Source organism: Paraburkholderia sp. SIMBA_054 (assembly GCF_046534875.1).
GTDB lineage: Bacteria > Pseudomonadota > Gammaproteobacteria > Burkholderiales > Burkholderiaceae > Paraburkholderia > Paraburkholderia hospita.
The window spans coordinates 13,551-38,811 of the sequence record NZ_JAWRXV010000061.1 but is presented as its reverse complement, the minus strand read 5'-3'; the positions used below and the strand labels follow the sequence as shown (position 1 = coordinate 38,811).

Here is a 25,261-nt window from a genome sequence, read left to right as displayed (position 1 = left end):
GCGGCATCGGCGCCGGCCTGCACACCACCGCCATGCTCGTCGAGAGCAATGTGCTCATCGATGCGGGCGCTGGCGTGGGCGACCTGTCGATCGAGGCGCTGTCGCGCATCGACGCTGTGTTTCTCACGCACAGTCATCTGGACCATCTGTGCCTGGTTCCGTTTGTCGCCAATACGGTCGGTCAACTGCGTCTAAAGCCTCTGACGATCTCCTGTGGCCCGATCTCACGTCATTGCCGCATCCTGGCTGACCCTACGGAGATTGTTGAAGACGTGTGTTCTCAACATGTCGAGCATTTCCTTAAGTCCATAGCGCTTGCGGTGAAACCGTGCGGCTTGGGTTGCGTGGCGATCACGGCGTTGCCTGCAAGCCGTACGGTGCCGGCCATCGGCCAGCGGATCGACAGCGGCGCCGCGAGTCTCGCGCTCACCGGCGATACCGGCCCTGACGACGAGCTATGGAGGTGATAAACGCAATCGGCAACTTGCGCTACCTGATCATCGGAACAGCATTTTGCGAACGCGACCGCGACATGGCCGTCGTCTCCTGGCACCTGTGTCCGAGTCTGCTTGCCGGCGAACTGGCCAGGCTGAGCGTGCCCGCTGAAGGTTTCATGACGCATCTGAAGCCGGGCGACCGCACCGTCACGATGTCGCAACCGACCGGCATGGCCAGACGATTCCTGCCGAAGGTACTGCGGGAAGGACAGGTATCCGGGTTTTGCGCGATGCACCACACGCGCATCACGCTACCGCAAGATCGACGATGAACGTCGTGCCGAGCCCGGGCGTGCTTTCGACCTGAATGTCTCCGCCATGCAGTTCGACAATACGGCGCGTGATTGCAAGCCCGAGCCCAGCGTTGCCGGTGCTGCCGAACTCGGCCCGGTCCACCCGATAGTAGCGATCGAAGATATTGTGCAGTTCGTCGCCCTGGATCCCCTGGCCGGTATCGCGCACACGCAGTTCCACGCGCGCTCCCGCCGGCCGGACCTCGACGCCGATCTCCCCACCGGCTGACGTATAGCGCATCGCGTTCTCAATGAGGTTTTCCAATACCTGCTCGATCATGCCGATGTCGGCGCGCACGGGCGGACAATCCGGCTCGCACTTCGTGACGAGCGTGAGCTGGCGCTTCTGCGCCTTCAGCGCGAATTTCTGCACGACATCCTGCGCCAGTTCCCCGACCGGAAAGGTCTCGATCTGAGGAGTCACTTCATGTGCCTCGAGTTTCGTCAGTTCGAACACATCCTTCACCAGCCTGGCCAATCGCTCGCAGTGCTTTACCGCAATTTGCAGGTAGCGATTCCTTTCTTCAGGCGTCAACTCGTCCGCCCTGATCAGCATGGTTTCGAGGTAGCCCTGCATCGACGCGAGCGGCGTTCGCAAGTCGTGCGAAACGTTCGCGAGTAATTCACGCCGCTGTCGGTCAACCTGTTCGAGCTGGCTAAGTTGTATGGCGATGCGCTCCGACATTTCCTGAAATGCGGCGCTTAGCCGATAGATTTCGTCATCGAGATTGCCAGGCAGCGCGAGCGGCACCGGCGTCGTGAACCCACTTGCACGAAATGCTTCGATCGATTCCGACAACATGCGCAGCCGGATGGTGAGAAAGCGGAAGACGATCAACGCAGCGATCAGGCTGAACACGACCGTACCTATGATGAGGTCAGTGGCAAGTTCGAAGAGCCGCTGCGCCTCGAGCATCTTCTGCGAGGCGAGGATCATGATTGCGCTGATCGCGATGAACACCGTCATCAGCACACTCGCGAGCTTGCCGTACAGCGTTCGGAACATGAGCGGATCAGCCTTTCGAATCGTTTCGGAACTTGTAGCCGACGCCCCACACGGTTTGAATATATTCGGGTTCGTTGGGGTTGATCTCAATCTTTGCGCGAAGACGGTTGATGTGCGAATTGACGGTGTGCTCGTAACCGCTATGGCTATAGCCCCAGACCTGATCCAGCAACTGGCTGCGGCTATACACGCGTCCGGGGTTTTGCGCGAAATGCAGCAGAAGCTGAAACTCCTTTGCCGTGAGACAGATGGGCTCGCAGCGAACCGTCACCTCGCGCTTCTCGATATCGATCCTGAGGTCCTTCGCTTCGATCGCCTTCGGTGCATCCGCCGCCGGATTGACAAGCACGTCGACGAGCCGGAACAACGCTTTCACCCGCGCGACGAACTCGAGGACGCTGAATGGCTTCGTCAGATAGTCGTCGGCGCCCATCTCAAGACCAAGCACGCGGTCGAGTTCCGTGGATCGCGCGGTGAGCATCAGTATCGGCGTATAACGCTGTTCACTGCGCAGGCGTCTGCAGATTTCCAGGCCGTCGACCCCTGGAAGCATGAGATCGAGTACGAGAAGGTCATACGGCTGGGCAAGCGCTTCCGCGAGCCCTGCCTTGCCATCGTTGCGCACGGTCACCTCGCAGGATAGCCGGGTTAGTTGCATCTTGACCAGTTGCGCGATGTCGTCTTCGTCTTCGACCACCAGAACATGACGTGACACAGCTTCACCTCTTTTGCGTGCGTGACGGCACAACGCCGTTTGGTGGGTTCGACTTCGTGCCCTGTGCCCTCTGCCACTTCGGCCATCACCCCCTGATCATTCTAGTCCGTGAGGCACCGCGATCCAACCTGCCATGACGCCGCGCACCTCTAAATCGCGCGTCGTGACAGAAATTTGATTTTTCGCGGACAACGGCGTGAGTTCCGTTTTGCACACTACTTACCAGAGACAGGCAAACGGTCTGTCCGAGTCCCAACCGATCCCGGAGAACCCATCATGAAGAGCAAACCGATTATTCACGGCGCCATTGCGAGCCTGCTCGCGTTTGGCGCAATCGGAGCAAGCACGCACGCATTTGCCGCCGACTTCGAGAAATGCGCGGGCATCGCGAAGGCCGGCAAGAACGACTGCGGCACAAGCAAGAGTTCGTGCGCCGCAACAGTGAAGACCGATCGTGACGCGGAAGCCTGGGTCCTCGTGCCGAAAGGCACTTGCGACAAGATCGCAGGCGGTCGTCTGCAGATGTCGGCAGACGCCAAGCCGGGTGGCAAGAGCGGCGTGCTCAGCCCGGCGGCCAAGGCTGCCCAGGGCTGACACACGTCAGCGCCTTGTCGACACCCGGTACGGCAGGCCTCGTTAGCGGCCCGCCGTCAGAGATCACGAATCGAGGAACCCGAAATGAAGTCGCCATCCAACCCGTCCGGAATCACGTCGGCTTCGTCCGGCCTCCTTCCGTTGAAAGCAGTCGTCGCCGGCAAGGCAGTTATCGGCGCGCTGGAAATTCTGACCCCTGTGCTCGACCTGGGCATCCGCATCATGATCGGCCTCGTCTTCTTCCAGTCGGGCCTGACCAAGATCGCAAGCTGGTCGACGACGCTCGCGCTGTTCCATAGCGAGTATTCCGTACCGTTTCTGCCGCCTACGCTGGCCGCGTATCTCGGCACCGGTGCGGAACTGGGCTTCCCGGTCCTGCTGGTGCTCGGACTGGGCACGCGCGGCGCGGCGTTCGGCCTCTTTGTCTTCAATATCATCGCCGTGCTTTCGTATCCTGGTCTCGGCGATGTCGGCCTGCGCGATCACCAGTACTGGGGCCTCTTTCTACTCGTGATACTGATGCACGGACCGGGCAAGCTCTCGCTCGATCACCTCCTCGGCCGTCATGTAGGGCGCACACTGGCCAGTCGCTAGTTATCGCGCGAACGAGCCTTTCCAATACGAGGAGCAGACATGAGCACCGACAGGAACATCGTCATCATCGGGGGCGGATTCGCCGGCACCACGCTGGCGCGGCATCTCGAGAAAATCGTGCGGCCACCGTACCGCGTGATCCTGGTGAGCGAGGAAAGCTATACCACGTTCAACCCGATGCTGGCGGAAGTGGTCGGCGCTTCGGTCTTCCCCGAGCAGGTGATCGTGCCGATCCGCCAGATGTTGGTCCGTTCACGATTCATCATGGCGACGATCACCGATGTGGACTACACGCGCCGGGTCGTGCATGGCAGGACGCTTGCGGGAACCCGCGAGATTCCATTCGAGCATCTGATCTTTGCTTTCGGCACCCGGGCTAATCTCGACATCGTGCCAGGCATGGCCGAACATTCTCTGCCGCTCAAGCTCGTCGGCGACGCGATGTTCATCCGCAACCGGGTATTACGTCAGCTGGCGCGTATCGAACTCGAAACCTGCCCCGAACTGCGGCGTCGGCTGGGGCATTTCATCGTGATCGGCGGGGGCTTCTCGGGCGTCGAGGTCGCGGGCGAACTGGCCGACTATATCCACAGCATCAAGCGCTTCTACAAACTCGTAAAGGACGACGAACTGGCCATCACGATCCTTCAGGATGGCGAGCGGTTGCTGCCCGAGCTGCCCGAGCCGCTCGGCATCGCGGCGGCACGGCTGATGTCCGGACGCGGTATCGACGTGCGTCTGAAGAGGCGCGCGGCACAGGTGCACGCCAACGGCGTCACGCTGCTCGACGGCACAACAATCGACGGCGGAACGGTGGTCTGCACGATCGGCACGAAGCCGAATCCGCTCGTGCAAAAGCTGATACAGAGCGTTGCGTTGCCGGTCCAGCGCGGCCGTATCGAAACCGAGCCCGACATGTCGGTGCGGGGCATGCCGAGTCTCTGGGCCATCGGGGACTGCGCGCTCGTCAGCAACGCGGCGACCGACAGCCTCTCCCCGCCCACCGCCCAGTTCGCGATGGCCCAGGCGCGCCAGCTCGCGGTCAATGTCGCACACTGCCTGCTGCACCAGCCGGGCAAGCCGTTCTCCTACGAGACCAGGGGGGCGATGGCAACCATCGGCCACATGAAGGGCGTCGCGCAGATTTATGGCGTCAACATCACAGGGCTGCCGGCCTGGCTGCTGTGGCGCGCACTGTACCTCGCGCGCATGCCGACACTCGGACGCAAGCTGCGCATCTTCGTCGAATGGACCTGGGGCATGTTCTTCCCCACCGACATCACGCACCTGCGCTTCACGCGCACCCACGAGGCCGATGAAGAGCCACGCGAGACGCTCGGCAACATGCCTGTGCAAACGGCCATCGGGGCAGACCGGCCGTCCGGCCTACCCAGGTTTCGCGCCAGCGTTCAGCATGCCAACAGCAATTTCTAACGGAGCCTTTCATGCTTCATGGTAAATCCGCCATCGTCACCGGCTCGACCAGCGGCATCGGGCTCGGCATTGCAAGCGCGTTTGCCGCGCACGGCGCTAACGTGCTGTTGAACGGCTTCGGCGACGCGGACGAGATCGAGGCGATACGCCGGAACCTCGAACGCGAGCACGGTGTGGGCGTGCGCTATTCGTCCGCTGACATGGGCAAGCCCGACGACATTCGCGCCATGGCGCGCTACGCACGCGCCGAGTTCGGCCACGTGGACATCATCGTCAACAACGCGGGCATCCAGCATGTTGCGCCCATCGAAGAACAGCCCGATGAGAAGTGGGATGCGATCCTCGCGATCAATCTTTCGTCCGCGTTCCATCTCATCAAGGTCGTACTGCCCGACATGAAGGCACGGCGCTGGGGGCGAATCATCAACATCGCATCGGCTCATGGCCTGCTCGCGTCGCCGTTCAAGTCGCCCTATGTCGCGGCGAAACACGGCTTGCTCGGATTATCGAAGACGGTCGCGCTCGAAGTCGCCGACCACGGCATAACGAGCAACACGATTTGCCCCGGCTACGTGAAAACACCGCTGGTCGAAAAACAGATCACTGATCAGGCGAAGGCACACGGCATATCTCCAGAGAACGTGGTGCGCGACGTGATGCTCGTCCACCAGGCGCGCAAGGAGTTCGTGACCGTCGAGGAGCTTGCAGCGCTCGCGGTGTTCCTGAGTTCCGACAGCGCGGCTTCGGTGACGGCGGCGGCGCTCACGATGGACGGCGGCTGGTCCCAGCACTAAGAGGTGCAACATGGCTGCGAAACGCGAGACGAGGCCTGCGAACAGCGGCCAAAAACCAATAGCACTTGCCTTACAGGGCGGTGGTGCGCGCATGGCGCGTTTGCGTGGGGCGCGCGCGACGCTACAGCTGCGGCACGAGCGATGTGGTGATCGTGCACATAAATTCGATCGTGCGTCGAGTCGTGCCCACCACCGCGAGCGAAATTCTCAACTGCATCAATGAAGTCGGCTTCAATTGTTCGCTGGTGCACGAACTGCGCAATCGGTCTCGTCACCCAGCCGATCGAGGACAGCAAGATCGCACGCAGTGAAATGAAGCAGATGCTGATCCATTCGATCCGCTACGACGGAACCATGACTGCGCGTGGCGTGTCGGGCAAGCACGACGCGAGTTCCTCTGCTTTCTTCACGACAAGAGCCGCGCGCAAGCCGGCGCGTGGCTCGCAGCGAACTACGACACGATCGGCCAGCGCCCGAGCGTCGACATTCATCACGAGTGGCTTTAACCGGCTGCATCTTTTCTGCCGGATTCATTCGGGCGTGTGCCCGCCATTACCCACCTGAGGAGAGAGGTACGTCATGAGCACCAAGAGTCAGCAACGCGCGTCGATCTGGCGTCAGTGTGTCATAGCGGGAATGGTCGCCGCCGGGCTGTCGGTCGCGGCAGGCGCGGCGAGCGCTGGGGAATGTCCGCTCGACAGGCAAGTGGCGGACGGCCAGGGGCAGAAGCCCGGACCAGGCACACCGACGGGCGTAACCGACACCGTGCGGGCGTCGACCGACTTGTCGAAGGAACCGCTTGCCTTGCAGGGGCGGCTCTTGCGGCTGCGCGAACTCGACGTGGCGCCGGGCGGCATCGTGCCCTGGCATAGCCACAAAAACCGGCCGGCGCAGATCTACATCGTGTCCGGCGAAATCGTCGAGTACGCGAGCAATTGCGCCGTGCCGATCGTGCACAAGGCGGGCGACGTGGCGCCTGAGCGCAACGGCACACAGCACTGGTGGAAGAATGAAGGAACAGTACCGGCGGTGCTGATCTCGGTCGATCTCTTCCCAGTCGAAGCGAAGATGGACGCGCACACCATGTAAGGGTGCGCCACGAGGTGCCCATGCCGCAGCGCGTGTCGCACAGGCGCCGGACTGTTTGCCGAGTGGACATCGGTCCAGCCCATCCGCTCTATGTCGCTCAGGCATCACGCATCTTCGATTCACCCGAACCGACGAGGTCGACCGCGACACGCGGTCGCCGCAGCCAAAACCTTCAACCCTGGGAGTTCCACCATGCCCAAGCAGAAATCAGCCATCGTCACCGGGTCGACCAGCGGCATCGGCCTCGCGATCGCACGTACCCTGGCCGAACAAGGGACCGATGCCATGCTCAATGGCTTCGGCGACGCGCACGAGATCGAGTTCACGCGCGCCGGGTTGCAACGGCAATACGGTGTGAAGGTGCGTTACTCGGGCGCCGACATGCGCCAATCCGGGCAGATCCACGCCATGACCGAGTTCGTCCGTGCCGAGTTCGGCAAGGTCGACATCATCCTCAACAACGCCGGCATCCGGCATGTCGCACCAATCGAGGCGTTTCCCGAGCCGAAGCGGGATGCGATCGTCGCTAACAACATGTCTTCCGCGTTCCACCTCATCAAGGCGGTCATGCCTGAGATGAAGGCGCGGCGCTTCGGCCGCGTCATCAACATCGCCTCGGCGCACGGTCTGACCGCCTTGCCGTTCGAGGCCGCCTACGTGACGGCCACGCATGGCTTGATCGGCCTGTCCAAGACGGTGGGCCGTCGAGGTCGCCGAGTTCGGCATTACCTGCAACACCATCTGCCCTGGCTATGTGAAGACCCCGCTGATGGAGAAGCAGTTCGACAATCAGGCGAAGGCGCACAACCTCTTGCCCGACGACGTGATGCTCGTGAATCAGGCGCGCAAGGAACTCGTGAAGGTCGAGGAGTTGCCGGCGCTTGCAGCATTCCTGGCAAGCGATGCCTCAGCGTCCATGACCGCCAACGCGATCCCCGTGGATGGCAGCTGGACGCAGCACTGAAGCCGCAAGGAGAATAACGTGGCGACAAGAACTGCGACTAGACAAGGCAACGGTCGAGGCCGCGGGCGCACGCATGCGAGCGTCGCGCCCGACCTCGAGCTTGGCACGCCCGGCCTGCCGGGCCAGGTCGTGCTGGTGCTGCAAGGCGGCGGTGCGCTCGGCGCCTACCAGGTGGGGGTGTACGAAGCCCTGCACAAAGCCGGTGTCGAACCCGACTGGGTGATCGGCACGTCGATCGGCGCGATCAACGCGGCGCTGATCAGCGGCAACCGCCCCGAGGACCGCCTCGATCGCCTCAACGAGTTCTGGCGCCGGGTGGCGCAGCGCTGGCCGCTAACAGGTTTCTTCGACTGGATGGGTCTGGGCAACCTGCTGCCCAACATGAACACGGTGACGCGCGGCATTCCGGGCTTCTTCACCCCGAATGCCTCGGCCATCGGCGGATCCAAGGCGGAAGTGGGCGTCGAGGCCGCGTCGTACTACAGCACGGCACCCTTGCGCGAAACACTGGGCGAGCTCGTCGACTTCGAGTACCTGAGCGAGTGCAGGACACGGCTGACCGTGGGTGCGGTGAACGCCTGCAGCGGCCACATGCGCTACTTCGACAATCGCAACGAGGAGCTCAAGGTCGACCACGTGATGGCATCCGGCGCCCTGCCCCCGGCATTTGCCGCCGTGCGCGTCGACGGCGAACCCTACTGGGACGGTGGCCTGTACTCCAACACTCCGATCGAAGCGGTGCTGGACGACAAGCCCAGGCGAGACTCCCTCATCTTCGCCGTCAACGTGTGGCACCAGGCGGCCCCCGAGCCTGCGTCGATCTGGCAGGTCATGAGCCGGCAGAAGGACATCCAGTACGCGAGCCGCGCCGACAGCCACATCGCCCGGCAGAAGCAGATCCATCGCCTGCGCCACGTGATCCGCGAGCTGCACAAGCAGCTGCCGGTGAGCCGTCAGAACGATGCCAGGGTCAAGGAGCTCGCATCCTGGGGCTGCGGCACAACGATGCATGTGGCACATCTGCTAGCACCGCGGGTCGATGGCGAGGACCACACCAAGGACATCGACTTCACGAGCGCAGGCATCCAGTTGCGCCGCAGTGCGGGATACGCCGATGCGCAGCGCATGATCGAGCGTTCGCCCTGGAAGTCCGCCGCCATCGACCCAATCGAAGGCGTGATCGAGCACACCTGAGGAGGCCCGGATGATCTCACGCATCGAAGAACTGCTTCGCGACAACCAGGCCTTCGTCGAGCACCAGCTTCGCTCGATGCGGGCTGCTTCGACAAGCTCGCCGAAGGCCGGCATCCAGAGTTCCTGTGGATCGGCTGCTCGAATAGTCGGGTGCCACCGGACCGTATCGCGGGTACCCGTCCCGGCGACATGTTCGTGCACCGGAACATCGCGAGCCTGGTCGTGCAAACCGAGATGAGCCTGCTCTCGGTACTGCAGTATGCGATCGATGTGCTGAAGGTGAACCAGCTCATCGTCTGTGGCCACTAAGGTTGCGGGGGCGTGAAAGCAGCAATGAGCGACGCTCATCATGGCCTGATCGGCAACCTGGCTGCGGCACCGCCAAAGACACGCGGCATTACTTCTGGGCGGAGCCAGCCGCGCTGGACGAGCACGCCCGCTTCAACCGGATGGTCGAGCTGAACGTCATCGGGCAGGCTACAAACCTGGGCAAGACCCATATCGTCCAGCGGGCGTGGCGAAACGGCGGCAGGCCGTATCTGCACGGCCGGGTGTTCGATCTGCGTTCCGGATACATCCACCCTCGGACGAGCATGATTAACAACGGGCAGGCGGTTCAGACGGTCTGCAAGCTCCACAACGCCATGGTGAAGAACCCGCCTTGATAGTCAGCGCCCCGCTTTCGCTGTCTGGCGACGCTCGAGCAACTTGCGGGGAATGTTCCGAGTGGACCTGCGAGCAAAAGGTCGCGAACGAAGCAAACCTTAACGGATGGTCATCCAATGAACGTAATGGTAACCAGTATCGCATTCGTGGTCGCCGCCCTGTGCGCCGGCTCGATGGGCTTTGCGATTCAACGCGGGGCGACGTGCACCGTTGCCGCGGTGAACGAAGTCGTCAACAAGCTTCGGTTCAACCGGCTGATCGCAATCGTCGAGGCGTCGGTATGGGTCACGGGCGGTCTGTTGATCGCGCAAATGCTCCATCTGCTCGCGAAGATGCCCGCAGGCTATCCGGTGAATTACCTGACCGTGCTGGGCGGGGCTCTGCTGGGCCTGGGTGCGTTCATCAACGGCGCCTGCGTCTTCGGCGCGATCGCGAGACTCGGCTCCGGCGAATGGGCTTACCTGGCGACACCGCTCGGCTTTTACGCTGGATGCCTGAGTCTCGGCACCTTGTCGACAGCTTCCGCGCATCACACACTTGACTACCGTTCATTCGTGTTGCGCGCGCCTACCTCGGTTTCGCTGCTGTTCGCGGCGTTCATCATCTGGCGCGTCGCTCGTCCGCTACTGACAGCGCGTCCCGCTGGATCGGGAGCCGGTGTGATTCAGCGGGCACGCCAAGGCATTGCTTCCCACCTTTGGTCACCCCATGCCGCTACCACGGTGATCGGCGTCGCATTCCTGTTCATGCTCCTGCTCGTCGGCACCTGGTCCTACACCGATGTGCTGATTGAGCTCGCCCGCGGCATGGCGAACAGCCTCATCACACGATGCCTGTTGCTGCTTGCCCTGCTGCTCGGTGCAGTGCTCGGCGGCCGCACCGCCGGCCCGTCTGGCAGCACCGGCGTCGCGCTTGCCCAGGTGAGCAAGTGCTTCCTGGGTGGCGCCCTGATGGGATGGGGCAGCCTTTTGATCCCCGGCGGCAACGATGGCCTGCTATTGGTCGGAATGCCCCTCCTGTACCCCTATGCATGGGTAGCATTCGTCGCAATGTGTGCCTCGATCGGCACGGCATCGCTCGTGCAGAAAGTCATGAGCGACCGCACAGCGCAGCAACGCATGGAGCGCCGTTGATTCGCTTGCGTCAGCACGCGTTCGCGTTCAACGCCGCCCCGTGACTACAAGGATAACGTTTTTGTACAGGGAGACCGCATGGGCCACCGAATCGGCAACACACTCGTGATCTTCAGCGCGATCGGCGCGGCGCTATTCGCGATTCAGCACAACGCCCATCTGATGCCGAACGCACATGCGACGTTCACATCGCCCCGGGAGCGATGCTTCGGCGTGGCACGGGCCGGGAAGAAAGACTGTGGCAACCCAAGGCATGCATGCGCCGGCCGTTCGCCGCACGATGCGGCGCGCGACGAAGGGCTGTTGCTTCCAGCCGGTACCTGCGCAACGATCGATGGCAGCGCCTTCAAGGCGACCGAATAGAGATGGCGCCGATGATCGGAATCGAATGTGCGCGCGGACACTCACGGAATAAGCACGAATTGTGCAATTTCCACGCAGAGCCAGACGATACCAACGACGATACGGGCGGCGATACATGTCGCATTGACGCCGATGCAGTTGCCGACGCGTGTGTGGCGCGAATTCGAACGCGAGCAGTATTGCAGCGAGTTGCTGGTCACGGCGGGGCAAGTGCTGATCGCGGCGCTGCTCGCCGTGCTCTACGCGAGCAGCCCGCCCGGCCTTTTTCCGGACGCGCCGACAAGAGCGGTGCCTCTGGGCCTGACGCTCTTATCGGTGCTCACGCTGGTTCGCCTCTACTTCGCGGTGACCGGGCAGCTCACTCGTTAGATGGCGGGCCCATCCGTCGTCGCAGAGACGGTCGTACTGGTGTTCATCAGCTATGCGTATCAACTGCAATATGAATAGCCCGCGCAGTTCTACCGAAGAGCACCGAGTCCGTGTACGTGTTCATTCTGATTGCGTTGCGCGCCTTGCGGCTGGAACTACCAGTCTGGGTCGCTTTGTCCGGCCTCACCGCAGCAGCAAGTTGGCTTCTGCTATTGCCCTGCGCACTGACCCACTCGCCCGGCAACCCGGTCATCTGGGACTATGTCACCGCGCTGCGTTCGATCCAGATTCGCTTGGACAGGTAAAGCTCTGGCAACAGATCCAGCGCTGCACCTGGAAGCGAGGTCGCCGCCCGTGCGTGCAGCAGGTCGAAAGTTCCGGAGAGTCGCGCATCCGGGGCACGCTGATTCCGGGCCGGCTAGCCGGCCGATGTGCGAGCGCTGGCGCCAATCGTCGGCCCCTGCGTGCTGGGTGGAAATACACACCACCCATCATCGTGCCGGAAAAAGAATATCGCCATGCCAGTTCGACGCGTAGTTTCGACGCAGACGTAGCGCCGTTGATTCGAGCTCATGCGACTGAACCGAGTGACGTGAGCCGGCGTGGCCGCAGTCGGTGCAAGCCATTTGTCGACCAGAGCGCGCAACGAATGCTGAGCGGTGTTCATGATGCTCTTCTCCCCTCTCAATTACATGCGGCAGATGCCTAAAGAAACCCGCACGTCTGGACTCTAGTATCGCCGCCGAAATTAACGCGCCGGTCAAGCATGTGTCACGTTTTTGTCCCATCGGAACTAGTGGGCTCGGACGGCGCCAGTGTGACCAACTCGTGATCTTTCCTTGATAGGGGCGTGAAGTTTGAAACCTATATTAATTTCGCGACGGCCCGACAACGCCGTTGCGGACTGGTGATGAAGGTCCCCAAAAGGGCGCATTCCAGCATTCATTGAGGTTTTTGGAGATCATCATGAAGACGAAGCTCACTGCCGCAGTGTTGGTCGCGACATCTGCGTTGCTCGCTGCCCCCGCTTTTGCGAGCGGATACGGTCCTGCACCGTTTTATAACGCCGAAGTGGGCGCACCGTCGTCGCAACGCGGCCCAAGCGCGCAAACGCTCATGGCGGAACAGCACAACGCTGCGGACACCCGCAATGACCACCGTGCTGTCGGTGGCTCCGTCGAATCCGCGGCGTCGCACTCGAGTGGTATGCATGTGCAGGTCAACATCAACGGTCTCTATCGGGGCAGTTGATTGAGCCTTCGAAGCGCCGCGTTTCGGGGCCCCGAAATCAACGTCGGTTTAACGTCCAATCGGGCGCCATCACGAATCGTCACGCGATGGTGCTCGATTTCGTTACCGCCAACCCTGCTTTCAAAAAATCTGACGCGACCTCGCCAAACCATGCACGGATGAGATCGTGTCAAAGATTTGCTACTCGATACGCGCTACATGGCTGGGCCTTCCAAACTGGCCTCTACCTCGAGGACATCGTTGGGGAATTCCATGCGACGCCGTACCGAAGCGTCGATATTCTCGTGATGGTGGCGACTGGCCTACTCAGCATTGGTCACGGTGTTATTGAATCATTTTGCGCTCGCTCAGCGGGGACCCTTCGTATGCAGACGAGATCGTGAGCCGCATTGCCAATTACGATGTGACCGTAATCGTCGAGACCGCCCCGAACGACTGCGGCAGCCTGCTCTACGCGATGAAGCGAATGCAGGAGCAACTGATTGGCACGACTCGCGCCATCAAGGCCTCCACAGAATCGATCGCGACCGCGACGAGCCAAATCGCGGCAGGCAATCAGGATCTATCGCAACGCACCGAGGAGCAGGCAGCCTCATTGCTGGAGATGGCCGCCAGTATGGAGGAGCTACCTAGACGGTCAAACAACGTTGTGCGAAGCGTGCATAACCGCGACGGGCTGAACTTCACCGCATTTCGGCCATTCGGCATGAACCTGCGATTGGCTGTTCATGGCCCATCGCTGCCCGATGCGGCCGGCGGTAGCCGACCCGTTCGAGCCATTCACGGAACACTTACAACCGCCGGTTTTTCGGCCGGCACGAGACGGTCATCGGCCCTCTGTTCGTCGAGGTCTAGCGATCCGAATGAAGATCGTGGACGTAGAGGGTGTCCGCCTCGACCACCCTCGCATGAATATCGTGGGCGTCGATCTCGCTGGCCCCTACCGCCGGGGCGTGAATGTCTTCCCCATGTGGGCCGCCAGGTTCCCCATCAACCCTGTAGACCACCCGGGCATGCACATTCTCGGCGTGAATGTCATGCGCACGAATCACACCGGCCCGCACTACATCGCTGTGAATGTCGTGTGCATAGAGAATCTGCGGCTGCGGACGAGCATGGCGGTAGCGGGGCGCATAGACGCCCTCGTACCACGTCTGCTGTACAAAGTAGACCGGTTCGCTACACGCAGCGTATTTGCGGCAATACTTGCGCCATTCTTTTGTCTGATAGGCCGGCACATACAGATAGACGGGCGCTGCATTCGCCGGCGCCTGCTCGATCACGACTGGCTGCGAGTAGATGAGTTGGGGAGGTGGCGCATTACCGATGTCGATACGGCCATAAAAGCCAGGCTGACCGACGTTGACCGACACGCCGACGTCGGCAGCGAATGCTGGCGCGGCGACGGTCGCCGTCAGGGCTGCGACTATAAAAAGACGTTTCATTCCTGGATGATCCTTCAGCATTGGCCGCAACGGGGGAGGCGGCACACCTCGACAAATTGATTCGAGCGGAGCATAACGGGCCGGGTGTAGCGCGGGTGTGAGCAAATGTAAGCGAATGTCTCGCTGCCGTGCATGCGCGAGAGTCTGAAAATCAATTCGTCTGGGCGCGACCAGGATAGCTCGCCGCGTCGCCGCCACTGGATGCCTATCTGAACGCAGAAACCACGAACTACAGCAAAGCCTTGTCCAAGGAAGTCAGTCCGAAAGGCGTTCGGGTCGTGCGTGTCTCCGCGGGCTGGGTCGAGACGGATGCCGCCGCGAGTCTCGTTGCTGAGATCGCCCGGCAGAACGGCATCGACACGGAAGGCGCCCGCAAGATCATCATGGATTCGCTCGGGGGCATTCCTCTCGGCCGGCCATGCTCTCCCCGGGAAGTGGCAGAACTCATCGGTTTCCTCGTCTCCGCGCGGGCCAGCGCCATCACCGGCACTGGGTACGTCATCGACGGCGGGACTGTTCCGACTGCGTGATCTGAGCCGCTTGTCGGTGGACGTCGACGTGCTTCGGCGTAGCGCGTTTCGCAGGTAGCTGTTCGCGGTTCCCGTTCAGGCGCCGGCCTTCACGTGGTGTGCCTGCCCAATGAACCTCTGCTTTTCTGCAGCACGGCCACCCGTGGTGGGCCGGGCATTATTCACCGGCGTCATCGCACCTGGACATCAGGTCACACAGCAGGTCACCCTTCGTCCGCAATTCGCGATGCCCTGGAATGGCGGACAGCAAGCTCAGAGCGCGATCAGCGACCGTCTCATGTCGAGCCGGGAGCGGACCCGCGAAAGCTTCCTCGGAATGGCTCAAGCTTGCCGAACCCGGAAATACGAGGTCGCCTCGAACACCGCGATCCCTGCTTGAAAGCCGAACTTCCGTAGACGACCCACTCCGGACCTTGGACCAGGCGTCACATCCAGGGCTGCTTTGTGGTGTTTAACGCCCATCTACACATCGAGCCGGCTGGCGAATCGTTGCCCATAACTGTCATTCGCAGTTTCAGGAAAACCATTTAAATCGTGTCAAGCGAAATTTTTGGGCTGGACCGAGCCCCTGGCGCGGTGACGCGACCAGCGTGGTTCCCCTGCTCGCGTCCGGACGCCGTCAGCCTTCGACATTCCGGAATCCATCGAGGCACCATCCTGGAAACACGGCGTCCCTGACCTGTTGAACCAAGGTCTCATTGACCGGCCGGAAGTTCAGGTGTCTTATTGTTTCGGGAAGGTTCACGTGTCCGTAACCTCCTCCATGCCAGCGGAATCCCCCATGGCCGGTGGATTCGTTTGCGGTAGCAATCCGGCCTCAACCCGCGTAATCAGACAGTACTGGAACGGCAGATCAACTCACCTGCTGGTCGTGCCGGCCCACCGATGTCGAGGATGTTGACAGCGGCGATGCTGTCGACCTGGCGCCCGGTGCAGTTCGTGCGCCCCGGCGAAAGCAGGTGGTTTTGGACGTTTCGGCGGCACTGGCCTGAACGCCGACGGACATCAAGACGACGGCCGGAGGAAGCGACCGCGGGATAAGCGCGGCCGTGCGCGATGCCCGGTCGGAAGGCCTCCTTTGCATGCCACGTGGCGAGTGAAGAAGACCTTGGTCTCCGCTGCAATATGGATCGTAGGGAGAGAGCAAACATGGACTGGAATCGCTGGTACAGCTTCAAGAGTTACCTGCGATCTTCGCTGTGGGCTGTGCCGCTCATCGCAGTCGCGATCTACGCAGTGGTAAAACCTCTGACTGAAATGCTGGGAAGGTGGATGATCAGGCAAGCGATCCTTGATCCGAAAACCGGTTTTCTTGGGCTGTCCATGACCGGGGCCCGGGCGTTGCTCGGTGACATCGTTTCCGCAGACCTGACGTTTCTGGTGTTTGCGTTCGGTTCGCTGCTCGTCGCAATCCAGGTCGCTGGCGGGCAGTACACCCCGCGGATCATCGCGACGACACTGCTGCGCGATAACATCATCCGTAGCATCTCGGGATTGTTCGTTTTCACAATGCTGTTCGCCGATAGAACCCTGAGCTGGATGGGTGAGAATGAGGTACACCAGCTTCAAGTGTTCCTTGCAGCGCTATTCGGATTCGCCTCCGTCGTCGCGTTCCTTTTCCTGATTGACTACGCCGCGAAATCTCTGCGTCCGGTAAGCCTCGTGGCACGCGTCGGGAAGCACGGGATGGCGGTCATAGAGAGCGTTTACCCCGCTCCGACTACGGGTGCAACTAGCCCGCCGGAACGTGACAAAGAGCGAGGCGTACCTGATCGCATTGTTCGTCACCGCGGCAAATCTGGCATCGTTCTGGCCGTGAATCTGGAAAGGCTGGTGGCCAAGGCGCGGCGCACTAACTCAGTCATCGAATTCGTGCCGCAAGTGGGTGATTTCGTCGCTGTCGACGAACCCTTGTTTTATTTGTACGGGAATTCTGGCGCGATCGATGAGAGGAGGCTCCGCACACTGGTCGCTTTCGGGACGGAACGCACAATGGAGCAGGACCCTATGTTCGCGTTTCGCATCCTGGTCGATATTGCGCTGAAAGCGCTGTCGGCGGCGATCAACGATCCGACCACGGCCGTGCTTGCGATCGACCAGGTGCACCGACTATTGCGCGTGGTGGGCAAACGGTCGCTGCACATCGAAGAGATTGTGGATAGGTCGGGGCGGGTGCGCGTGATCTTGCGGACGCCCAATTGGGAAGACTTCGTGCATATTAGTTTTCGCGAGATACGACAGTACGGCGCGGGCAGCATTCAAATCGCGCGGCGTCTACGCGCGGCGATAGAGAACCTCATCCAGAGCCTGCCGGAACATCGTCATGACGCATTGCGCGTCGAGCTAACACTGCTCGATCGCGCGATCACCTCGATGTTCCCGTTTCCCGAGGACCTGGCGTTGGCCCGTATCCCCGACTCGCAAGGGCTTGGAGGTTCGGCAGCCTCGACAGCAAACAACTAGCCCTTTCGGAGGTAAACCATGGACAAACTCATTATGGGCATCGTTGAATTCCGCGAGAAAATGCTGCCGCAATACGCGAAGCAGTTCAGCGAACTGGCGCTCGCGCATACACCTGATGCGCTCTTCATCACGTGCTCGGACAGCCGGGTTGTGCCGGACCTGCTTGCCTCGACCCATCCGGGCGATCTGTTCACGATGCGCAATGTCGGCAACCTGATACCACCGGCGAATGCGGAAGGGGTCTCTTCCGGTGACCTTTCCGAGGCAAGCGCGATCGAGTACGCAGTGCTGGTGTTGAAAGTCGCGAATATTGTTGTGTGCGGGCATTCCGAGTGCGGTGCGATGAAAGCCGTGTATACACGCAACGCCAAGCTGAAAGCGCCGAACCTCGATAAATGGCTGTACCACGCCAACAACGCAGCGTTTCGCCTCGAACACGAAGGTCCGCTCAATGACAGGCTGAAACCGCACGATCAATTGTCGCAACTCAACGTACTTGTGCAGCTTGAGCATCTGATGACATACCCGATCGTTCACCAGCAGGTCACTGCGGGCGCACTGGTGTTGAGCGGCTGGTGGTTCGACATCGCGACTGGCGACATGTATGCCTACGAGCGCACGAGCCGCTCATTCGAAGTCATCGACCGCGCGATGGCTGAGCGGATGATTGCGCGCCTTGCCGCGCGGGCGCGGTGAAGATGCACGAAGCTCTTCTAGACAATTGCCATCTCGGGTCGATGGACTAGCCGTGGAGAGAATGGTCGTGTGGTGAGGGCTGATCGGAAATGCGACAGACATGTTCTGCGCACGAAGGACCGCTGTCTGGCGCCGAGCCGACATTTGAATGCCTCCGTGAGGGCGCGGACTGCTGTCCGGAGATGGCCGAGGTTGGGTCAAAACTCAGGCTAATGCCTCTCATTCAGAAAGGCGGCTTTCGAGAAGAGCGCTGTAGTCGACGCCCCATCGCTGTTCGAGGAGCAGACGCCCCACAACTGGACTAACTGTCGATCGCGGCGGTGATTGGGAATATGGCCTTCGTTAGCCAAGTAACGTTGCAGGCAAGATACCCGCCGAGTCCTTCGGGGTGATAGCCGCATACAACGCCAACAATAAGGCGCAGTGCGCATTAGCGGATACTGCGGACAGCGATCGCACGAAGTTCACTCGGCGACTTTCCGAGGCAACGGCGGAGGAGTTTCCCGAGCCTCGCTCCGTTTGTCAATCCGACGTGTCGTGCGATCTTGTCTGCTGGCAGCGACGTCTCCGCCAACAACTCGCAGGCCAGGTCAAGCCTCACCCGTTGCAGATATCCCGACGGCGATGTGCCATAGTAAGCTTGGAAGTAACGAAGTAAGGTTCGCTCACTCATCGCGCAGAAGCTGGCCGCGTCGGCAACGCATATCGGACGGTGACAATTGTCTTTGAGCCACCGGGCCGTAGACCGGATCCTGTCCGCGCTGGCAAGGCTCACATCAATGGAATGCATGATTGTATGGTCTGCCCTTGCAACGGTCGTACGGCGCAAAGCCTCTTGCGCGATCGATTCGTCAAGATCGGCGCTGATTATTTCGAAGGCAGCATGTATCGCGCTGGCCAGGCGCCCCCGGGGCTCAGAATTTAATGCTTGCTGCCTGATCCTGTCGATGTCGGACCTTCGCGCAGTCGCCACCGTATGTTGATGAGGTTCACTGCCAGTGCTCAGGAATCGGACTGGTGTACCTAAGGCCCTCATCAGTTGCAGCCACGTCGCTTGGGGCAGTATATTGCAGATGTCCAGCGCGCTGGGGCCTGCGGCAACCAGTACGAAGGAAAATCGTGTCTCCATCGCTTCATTCAGTGTCTCGGTAGAGACGACCAGCGACTGTGCGGACCTCACGGTTCCCCCGCGCGCAGAAAGGAACTGCATTGGATATACGGTTTGATCCGCTAAAGCCGACAGTTCCGAGGCATGCTGGAGTGATTCCGCAACCACTTCGACGCCAAGCAGGTCGCAGAAATCCGATAAGACAAACGCTATTCGTCGCTTGACAGGTACTCCACAGCCATAGAACTCACGGTGAACCTGCCGGCAATCGTGCCCTACGATCATGAATCACCCTTTAGATTCGCTTTCTCGCGCATGCGATGCCCCGCTCCATAGACACCGCGTCGGAGAGCTTATAGTTCTGGCATTTGGCTTCGGCTTTCGACACTGCAACGTCCGCATCCGGATCTACCTCTGCATCGTTAAAAGGCTCGCAACGCCCCCGCCAATCCTTTGGCGTGTCAGGGAGTGATCCGCAATCACCTTGATCCAAATCGGCCGGTGCTCACGCTTTCTCATCGACTCCAATGCAAAGCTGGAACCTCGCCAGTTCAATTAATTACATCGTACGTAACGTGCTCCCGATACGTGTCAATTGAATTGCGAAATTAACGTAACGGTCTCATTTGGATGTGCTCCGGGACCCGTGATGCACACTTTCGATTCTCTCCGTTGTCTCCGTCTCCGTAACCTCACTTTCCATCCTTGCTTATCCGGCGTTTCGCGAGTTTTCTCATCGAAGCTTCAATCGATTGGCCGGGTCTTTTATCTGACGGTCTTTCGTGCCCTTCGTTCTTGTATTGCACACTACATTCGATACACCAACAGCTCAAACCATCACCGCTCCACACGTTGCAAAAGAAAGCAGTCAAAGGCTTCCGCTGCCCGCAATGAGGGCAACGCTTGTTGATAGCGTCCGGTGGCTGATTGCGAACCACGCGGAGTCCTCCACCCACTTCAGAGATACTATTTCGGGTCTCGTGAAGCAATAATAGTCAGCAAGCTAACAATCTCAAGTATCTGCGTTGATCCCGCCTTCCCCAATCACGCCGACCAACGTTCTGGTCGATCCGGTTCTGAGATCCATATTCAGTCGCGGGTTCAGTGATTGGCCCGACAGACCGCGAACCACATCGCCCCCTGATGCCGATATCCCTGGTACCGCGACTTGACCCGCCCTATACTGACAGTCGGCGCGACCGGCTAACACTGAGGACGCGCCAACCGCCCACGGCGTTCTGTTCGTCTTCTTCACCGTGATTTGCGGTTTTCCTGGCCCGCGTTTGCGGGCCTTTTCTTTTCTCCTTGTCCTTTGGACTGCGACGCCGCGTGAGCAGGCAGCATCAGGCCCGCTACTCTTCTGTTGAACGCACGGGCTTCGCCGGGTCCTTTACCCATCGCCAGAAGAGCTCATAACCGACTGCGAGCATCACGGGACCGATGAACAGGCCAATGACGCCGCCCGTTACCATGCCCCCGAGCGCGCCGATCAGCACCACAGGCATCGGGACGGCGACACCACGGCCCAGCAGCAATGGCTTGAGGACGTTATCGGCAAGCCCCGCGACGAACACATACACCGAGAAGATGATCGTCATGGTGCTAACGCCTTGCGTGGCAATCACGAAGATAATCACCGGAATGGTGACCAGCGTGGCGGGCAACTGCATGATGCCGAGCAGCAGCACCCCGAGCGCAAGCAGGCCCGCACCGGGAATGCCCATGACGACGAACCCGATACCGATCAACAGCATCTGGATGAACGCGATCCCGACCACGCCCTGGGCGACCGCGCGAATGGTGGCCGTGCAAAGATCGGCGATCTGCGGGCCGTTCTCAGGGCCGGAGATGCGCGACGCGATCTCCACCGCGCTGTCGTGGCCTTTCTCGCCATGCGCCATCAGTATGCCAGCGACAATCAGGGCGGCGAAGAATAGGAGCAGCCCCGCGCCGAGGCCCGTCACCGTTCCGAGCAGGGCGAGACCGGCATCCTTGAGTTGTGGTGCGAACTTCTGCGCAAGACCTGTGAGGTCGGTCGAGGCCTGCTGCCAGAAGTCGTACACACGCTGGCCAACGAGGGGCCAGCTGGCCACCGCGTCGGCAGGCGGTGGAACGCGGAAGCTGCCGCTTTTGAAAATGTCCATCGCATGGTCGACCGATCCGGCCACCGCGACGCCCAGCAGATAGGTCGGCACGAGGATGACGCCCAACGCGACGAAGACGATCAGCGTGGCGATCAGGCCATCCTTGTTGGCGAGCGTACGCCGAAGTCTGACCTGAAGCGGATACAGCGTGATCGCCAGGATCAATGCCCAGACCATGAGGTTCAGGAACGGGACGAAGATCTGGAAGCAGAAAATGGCCAGAACAGCAACGAGTCCGGCACGGATCAGGACATCGAGCAATTCTCTGGACAACACCCGTTGGGTAATCGGTGTGGGCAGCATAACTTGTCTCCCGGCAGGTCACCTCGTGGATCTGCTGGCAACAATCCAGGGCACGCCCGTCACAATGGCCGTCGGAACAGATCCATGCGACCGCGTCCGTCGACGCCTGAAAGAAGTTGGTTCATTGATCTGTTACTTGCTCATGCCGGGCGTGACGGATATCGCGACCGCCTCCGTGTACACGACCTGCACCTGATCTCCCTTGCGAATATTCTTCATCTGCTCGGGGTCCTCCACGATCACATCCACCGTGTTGTGCGGTCCCTTTAATGTGACGGTTTTGGCTTTCGCATTCACGGCGACAACATCGGCCATGACCGTGATTTCCCGACCGATTGTGCCACCGGGCTTGGCCCCGGGCGCGGAGCGCTGTTCCATCGTGCGCTCCGAGGCGGAACGCGGGCCGCTCGTTTTCGAGAGACTCAGCGACATCGCTTCCCGGTATTCGGTTGTGACCACGTCGCCCACCTTGAGCTGGTCAAAGTTGCGCGCCTCTTCGCCCACCTCGACGTCAACGATGTGGCCTCTCTTGTCCTTCAGGGTGACGGTCCGGGTGGCTGGGTCAATTTCGACGACCGTGGCTGTGACCTTCGTCGTTCCGGTCACGGTGGCCGTGCCGGTACCTTTTGTGACCTCCACCGACGTCTGTGGCTGGGCGAACGCCGGGAGCGCCATCATGGCGACAGTGGCCATTACAAGGAAAATCTGGGTCTTCATGTCAACTCCTTAAGACCATGGTATGCCTGCGCACGTGTCGGAATGATGCCTCGATAGTCGTGCGCTACCGTGCGGGTATCAGATGTCGAGCTTGCTGACCTTCGTGCCTTCGAAGCTAAGATTGGCCATCAGGCCGGAGTTCGTCAGCACGAATCCGACAATCGGCGAATTCGTCGTTGCAGTGTCGAGCGTACCGTTGGCGCCTGTCTTCGCCACCGCCACCGAGCCATCCACGCCGGCTGTCCAGCCCTTGTTGCTCGTGCGGAATTTATCGAGCGCCTCCTGGGTCATGAACATCAGGATCACCGCCTTGGACTGGGCGCCAATCTGCAAGCCGAACGACGCGGTACTGGTCTTGTAATAGCCGGTGGACGATCCCCCCTCGCGCAGTGCGCCTTCGCCATATTCGCCACCGACGACCAGGCCCGCGGCGAACACTGATGGAAAGACGAGAATGGCCTTGGCCTTGCTGCCCTGCGCCTGCGCGCCTGGCGTCGAACTGTATAGCTTGTTGAGGGCGCCATCGACGCCGGCATCGATTTCATGGCGCTTGATGGCCGCTTCCTCCGGATCCTTGGTTGTGTTGCAGGCGGCTAGCGAACTGGCCAGGGCGATGGCGGTGAGCGCGAAGAAGGTACGGCGGTTCATGAGAGTCTCCTCAATTGAAGGGCAGCAGATTTCGGCCTGTCGCACCTGAGATTGCTCACATCTGTCGAAACAACGAAGTAACGCAGACTGACGCGCTGCCTAGAGGCAGCCGCTAACATCACCGCCGGTGTTGCCGCCTGTCCCGCTGCCTGCGCGGAAACCGACCCACGTTTTGCTGTTACCTGTCCACGACGGCCGCACGAGCGCGGCTGCGCCATTCGGAGGCTGCTGCCCCGGGACATAGACGTCCATCGCCTGGTTGTTCGCCACAATCACCTGCGATATGACGGTCTGTTGAGACTGGTTTGCCCATTTCTGGGCGATGCATTGCGAGACTGCGGGGACGGGCTGCTGGCTTTCTCCAAGCGATGATTGTGCGCTGGGCGGCATGGGTTGGCTTGCACAGGCTGAAACAGCGATGGTCACGACGAGAAGCGGTAACGGTTTCATTTCTTCACCCTCCAGTTGGATTTCCTGCTTCCGGGCGCGCAGGCGCGTCAATCTGTACGTCATCGCGGCGGGAAGCCTTGCGGCTCTGCGAGCTCGTACGACCCGACTCAAGCTCGAACGGAACGGCAAACCAGCCGACTTGACATTGCCGTCAACAGGCCTGTTGACGTTGTCATGGCAATCTCCGAACAAAAGTACGTCAGTGAAAGAATAGGACTGGCGCACGCCGGCAGGTATTGGACCTTGGTTCAATGTCACGGGGAGCGGCAATCAATCAACTACGGACTGGACGTGTTCTCTCCATAGATGCATCCTCGGGCCACGGGTCTGATCACTCGGGCCGATGTTGATGCCAACCCTGGTGCTTGTCCGGTGTCATTGTTGCAATAACAGGGCCTCGCTGTCCGATTGTTGCAGGGTTGCTCGTTGGAACACTTTGTTAGTCGCCTGAATACGCACCAATACTCAGATAGGTGCGGGTTGTGCCGGACCTGCTTGCCTCGACCCATCCGGGCGATCTGTTCACGATGCGTCGTGTTGCCTTGCGGTCCCTTTCAAGTGACGGTTTTCGCCTTCGCATTCACGGCAGACGACATCTGCCATTACCGTTATTTCCCGACCGATCGTGCCGACGGCCTTGGCACCGGGCGCGGTCCGCTGTTCTATCAGGCGCTGCGTGGCGGAACGCGCGCCGCTCGTTTTCATGAGACTCAGCGACATCGCTTCCCTGTATTCGGTCGTGACCACGTCGCCAACCTTGAGCTGGTCAAAGTTGCGCACCTCTTCGCCCACCTCCACCTCGACGACCCGGCCTCTGTTGTCCTTCAGGGTGACCGTCCGGGTAGCTGGCTCAATTGCTACGACCGTGGCCGTGACAGTTGTCGTTCCAACCACGGTGGCCTTATACGTACCTTTTGTGACCTCCACCGATGTTCTGTGGCTGGGCCAATGTCGGGCGCGCCGTCATGGCGAGGGCAGCCATGAACCGTATTTTTTGACCTTCATTTCCGCGCTCCTTTTTTGGACAAGCCATTTGCACCCGATCGGCCCAGCGTACTGACATCCCTGGATTTCCGCGAAAGAGAGTTGTGCTGGTTATTATGACCAGGCTATCACTCACTGCATCGTATATCCACGGCCGCTCATACAGGCGGAATAGGCCTGATTGTAAGTGCCCATTGCGCTCTGACTCTGCGCCTGGGCAGATGCCTGTGCATTGCGCTTGTTCTGGCGCGCGCGTGACCCACCCGCCATCGTTCCGGCGGCGGCGCCGACAGCGGCGCCCTTGCCGGCATCACCGGCAATCGCACCAACGACAGCACCGCCCGCAGCGCCTCGCGCAGCCCCTCCAACCCGCTCTCCGCCCCCAACGGCTGGTCCCGTCGGTGGCGGAGGTGTTGCAGCCACGGCTGCCGGGTCCACCCCAGTGTTCGACTTGGCCCACGACGCGCACGCCGTCTGGTCCTGCTGTTGTTGCTGCGCGCTTTGTCCCTTGGCCGGGTAGGCGACAGGCTGCGCCTCCGCAATGGTTTGGCAACATGCTAGCGCGACGATGCAACCACACGTTCGGCTCGACCTGAATGAATTCATGATAACTCCCTCGACATATGCTATCCGGCCAGGTTTTCCTTTTCTCTTTCTCAAACCGATCTGTCGCAAGTTCGTCCTGGGACTGAACGAAACGTTTGATAAATAATCACAGGTGTATGTTTGACTAAAAGGCCCGAGAGCGATTCGAAGACGCTGACCAAGCTGGAAAGCCTTGCTCTCCTCATTAACGTGCTTGACCCGTCGGATCCTT

28 protein-coding genes and 2 pseudogenes are annotated in these 25,261 nt (G+C 60.6%); 20 read left to right on the top strand and 10 right to left on the bottom strand.

Going from position 1 to position 25,261, the window contains the following annotated elements:
• Positions 1 to 32: 32 nt before the first annotated feature.
• The gene (locus SB822_RS43950; protein ID WP_131542688.1) at positions 33 to 467 is read left to right on the top strand and encodes an MBL fold metallo-hydrolase; all 435 of its coding nucleotides are present in this window, start codon (positions 33 to 35) and stop codon (positions 465 to 467) included.
• On the top strand, positions 464 to 769 hold the full coding sequence (locus SB822_RS43945) for a hypothetical protein (RefSeq protein ID WP_131542689.1): 306 nt from the start codon (positions 464 to 466) through the stop codon (positions 767 to 769). Before SB822_RS43950 ends, SB822_RS43945 begins: the two co-directional genes overlap by 4 nt.
• On the opposite strand, the gene SB822_RS43940 is transcribed toward SB822_RS43945, so the two are convergent.
• Positions 744 to 1,796: a sensor histidine kinase gene (locus tag SB822_RS43940; RefSeq protein WP_086909117.1), complete on the bottom strand. Its 1,053-nt coding sequence runs from the start codon at positions 1,794 to 1,796 to the stop codon at positions 744 to 746. The two genes, SB822_RS43945 and SB822_RS43940, sit on opposite strands and share 26 nt — an antisense overlap.
• A gap of 7 nt (positions 1,797 to 1,803) precedes the next feature.
• Positions 1,804 to 2,511, bottom strand: a complete 708-nt coding sequence (locus SB822_RS43935) for a response regulator transcription factor (protein WP_039902006.1) — start codon at positions 2,509 to 2,511, stop codon at positions 1,804 to 1,806.
• 276 nt (positions 2,512 to 2,787) lie between these two features.
• Between SB822_RS43935 and SB822_RS43930 the strand changes: the two genes are divergently transcribed.
• From SB822_RS43930 to SB822_RS43860, 15 genes and pseudogenes are all read left to right on the top strand, one after another.
• Positions 2,788 to 3,105, top strand: coding sequence for a DUF2282 domain-containing protein (locus tag SB822_RS43930; RefSeq protein WP_009769866.1), 318 nt, complete (start codon positions 2,788 to 2,790; stop codon positions 3,103 to 3,105).
• An 84-nt stretch (positions 3,106 to 3,189) separates the two neighbouring features.
• Positions 3,190 to 3,699, top strand: coding sequence for a DoxX family protein (locus SB822_RS43925; protein ID WP_009769867.1), 510 nt, complete (start codon positions 3,190 to 3,192; stop codon positions 3,697 to 3,699).
• Positions 3,700 to 3,738: 39 nt separating this feature from the next.
• Positions 3,739 to 5,133, top strand: coding sequence for an NAD(P)/FAD-dependent oxidoreductase (locus tag SB822_RS43920; RefSeq protein WP_009769868.1), 1,395 nt, complete (start codon positions 3,739 to 3,741; stop codon positions 5,131 to 5,133).
• Positions 5,134 to 5,144: 11 nt separating this feature from the next.
• Entirely contained in the window at positions 5,145 to 5,927 is a 783-nt protein-coding gene (locus SB822_RS43915; protein ID WP_009769869.1) for a 3-hydroxybutyrate dehydrogenase, read from the top strand.
• Between the two features lie 219 nt (positions 5,928 to 6,146).
• Entirely contained in the window at positions 6,147 to 6,491 is a 345-nt protein-coding gene (locus SB822_RS43910) for a hypothetical protein (protein ID WP_009769870.1), read from the top strand.
• Between the two features lie 15 nt (positions 6,492 to 6,506).
• A complete protein-coding gene (locus SB822_RS43905) occupies positions 6,507 to 7,016 on the top strand; it encodes a cupin domain-containing protein (protein WP_009769871.1) in 510 nt (169 codons plus the stop codon).
• 192 nt (positions 7,017 to 7,208) lie between these two features.
• Positions 7,209 to 7,980: pseudogene (locus SB822_RS43900) on the top strand (3-hydroxybutyrate dehydrogenase).
• Between the two features lie 18 nt (positions 7,981 to 7,998).
• Entirely contained in the window at positions 7,999 to 9,174 is a 1,176-nt protein-coding gene (locus SB822_RS43895) for a patatin-like phospholipase family protein (protein WP_009769873.1), read from the top strand.
• Positions 9,175 to 9,297: 123 nt separating this feature from the next.
• Complete coding sequence (locus tag SB822_RS43890; RefSeq protein WP_081498925.1) at positions 9,298 to 9,483, top strand: carbonic anhydrase; 186 nt, start codon at positions 9,298 to 9,300, stop codon at positions 9,481 to 9,483.
• Between the two features lie 140 nt (positions 9,484 to 9,623).
• Positions 9,624 to 9,839 carry a carbonate dehydratase gene (locus SB822_RS43885; RefSeq protein ID WP_009769875.1) on the top strand — a complete coding sequence of 72 codons (216 nt, stop codon included), beginning with the start codon at positions 9,624 to 9,626 and terminating at the stop codon, positions 9,837 to 9,839.
• 147 nt (positions 9,840 to 9,986) lie between these two features.
• Positions 9,987 to 10,973, top strand: coding sequence for a YeeE/YedE thiosulfate transporter family protein (locus SB822_RS43880; RefSeq protein WP_236674049.1), 987 nt, complete (start codon positions 9,987 to 9,989; stop codon positions 10,971 to 10,973).
• A gap of 78 nt (positions 10,974 to 11,051) precedes the next feature.
• Positions 11,052 to 11,336, top strand: coding sequence for a DUF2282 domain-containing protein (locus SB822_RS43875; protein ID WP_009769877.1), 285 nt, complete (start codon positions 11,052 to 11,054; stop codon positions 11,334 to 11,336).
• A gap of 132 nt (positions 11,337 to 11,468) precedes the next feature.
• Positions 11,469 to 11,705, top strand: coding sequence for a hypothetical protein (locus SB822_RS43870; RefSeq protein ID WP_009769878.1), 237 nt, complete (start codon positions 11,469 to 11,471; stop codon positions 11,703 to 11,705).
• A gap of 116 nt (positions 11,706 to 11,821) precedes the next feature.
• Positions 11,822 to 12,010, top strand: coding sequence for a hypothetical protein (locus SB822_RS43865; protein WP_051058275.1), 189 nt, complete (start codon positions 11,822 to 11,824; stop codon positions 12,008 to 12,010).
• Between the two features lie 661 nt (positions 12,011 to 12,671).
• Entirely contained in the window at positions 12,672 to 12,956 is a 285-nt protein-coding gene (locus SB822_RS43860; RefSeq protein ID WP_009769879.1) for a hypothetical protein, read from the top strand.
• Between the two features lie 851 nt (positions 12,957 to 13,807).
• Here SB822_RS43860 and SB822_RS43855 read toward each other — a convergent pair.
• Positions 13,808 to 14,401, bottom strand: coding sequence for a hypothetical protein (locus tag SB822_RS43855; protein WP_007579931.1), 594 nt, complete (start codon positions 14,399 to 14,401; stop codon positions 13,808 to 13,810).
• 221 nt (positions 14,402 to 14,622) lie between these two features.
• On the opposite strand from SB822_RS43855, the pseudogene SB822_RS43850 reads away from it, so the two are divergent.
• The 3 genes and pseudogenes from SB822_RS43850 to SB822_RS43840 all read left to right on the top strand — a co-directional run.
• Positions 14,623 to 14,931, top strand: a pseudogene (locus SB822_RS43850) (SDR family oxidoreductase); the annotation flags it as partial.
• 1,149 nt (positions 14,932 to 16,080) lie between these two features.
• Positions 16,081 to 17,394 (top strand): DUF2254 domain-containing protein, encoded by a 1,314-nt coding sequence (locus SB822_RS43845; RefSeq protein WP_007579928.1) that lies wholly within the window; start codon positions 16,081 to 16,083, stop codon positions 17,392 to 17,394.
• 18 nt (positions 17,395 to 17,412) lie between these two features.
• Positions 17,413 to 18,090 (top strand): carbonic anhydrase, encoded by a 678-nt coding sequence (locus SB822_RS43840; protein WP_007579926.1) that lies wholly within the window; start codon positions 17,413 to 17,415, stop codon positions 18,088 to 18,090.
• 430 nt (positions 18,091 to 18,520) lie between these two features.
• On the opposite strand, the gene SB822_RS43835 is transcribed toward SB822_RS43840, so the two are convergent.
• The 7 genes from SB822_RS43835 to SB822_RS43805 all read right to left on the bottom strand — a co-directional run bounded on the left by SB822_RS43835 (position 18,521) and on the right by SB822_RS43805 (position 25,050).
• Positions 18,521 to 18,763 carry a helix-turn-helix domain-containing protein gene (locus SB822_RS43835; RefSeq protein ID WP_079486494.1) on the bottom strand — a complete coding sequence of 81 codons (243 nt, stop codon included), beginning with the start codon at positions 18,761 to 18,763 and terminating at the stop codon, positions 18,521 to 18,523.
• Between the two features lie 1,787 nt (positions 18,764 to 20,550).
• Complete coding sequence (locus tag SB822_RS43830) at positions 20,551 to 21,645, bottom strand: AI-2E family transporter (protein ID WP_007579923.1); 1,095 nt, start codon at positions 21,643 to 21,645, stop codon at positions 20,551 to 20,553.
• 132 nt (positions 21,646 to 21,777) lie between these two features.
• Positions 21,778 to 22,362 carry a hypothetical protein gene (locus SB822_RS43825; protein ID WP_007579921.1) on the bottom strand — a complete coding sequence of 195 codons (585 nt, stop codon included), beginning with the start codon at positions 22,360 to 22,362 and terminating at the stop codon, positions 21,778 to 21,780.
• A 78-nt stretch (positions 22,363 to 22,440) separates the two neighbouring features.
• Positions 22,441 to 23,010 (bottom strand): YSC84-related protein, encoded by a 570-nt coding sequence (locus SB822_RS43820; RefSeq protein WP_007579919.1) that lies wholly within the window; start codon positions 23,008 to 23,010, stop codon positions 22,441 to 22,443.
• Positions 23,011 to 23,109: 99 nt separating this feature from the next.
• Positions 23,110 to 23,460 (bottom strand): hypothetical protein, encoded by a 351-nt coding sequence (locus tag SB822_RS43815; protein ID WP_007579916.1) that lies wholly within the window; start codon positions 23,458 to 23,460, stop codon positions 23,110 to 23,112.
• A gap of 522 nt (positions 23,461 to 23,982) precedes the next feature.
• The gene (locus tag SB822_RS43810; protein WP_236674050.1) at positions 23,983 to 24,387 is read right to left on the bottom strand and encodes a hypothetical protein; all 405 of its coding nucleotides are present in this window, start codon (positions 24,385 to 24,387) and stop codon (positions 23,983 to 23,985) included.
• A gap of 189 nt (positions 24,388 to 24,576) precedes the next feature.
• Positions 24,577 to 25,050, bottom strand: a complete 474-nt coding sequence (locus tag SB822_RS43805; RefSeq protein ID WP_007579912.1) for a glycine zipper domain-containing protein — start codon at positions 25,048 to 25,050, stop codon at positions 24,577 to 24,579.
• Positions 25,051 to 25,261: the final 211 nt, after the last annotated feature.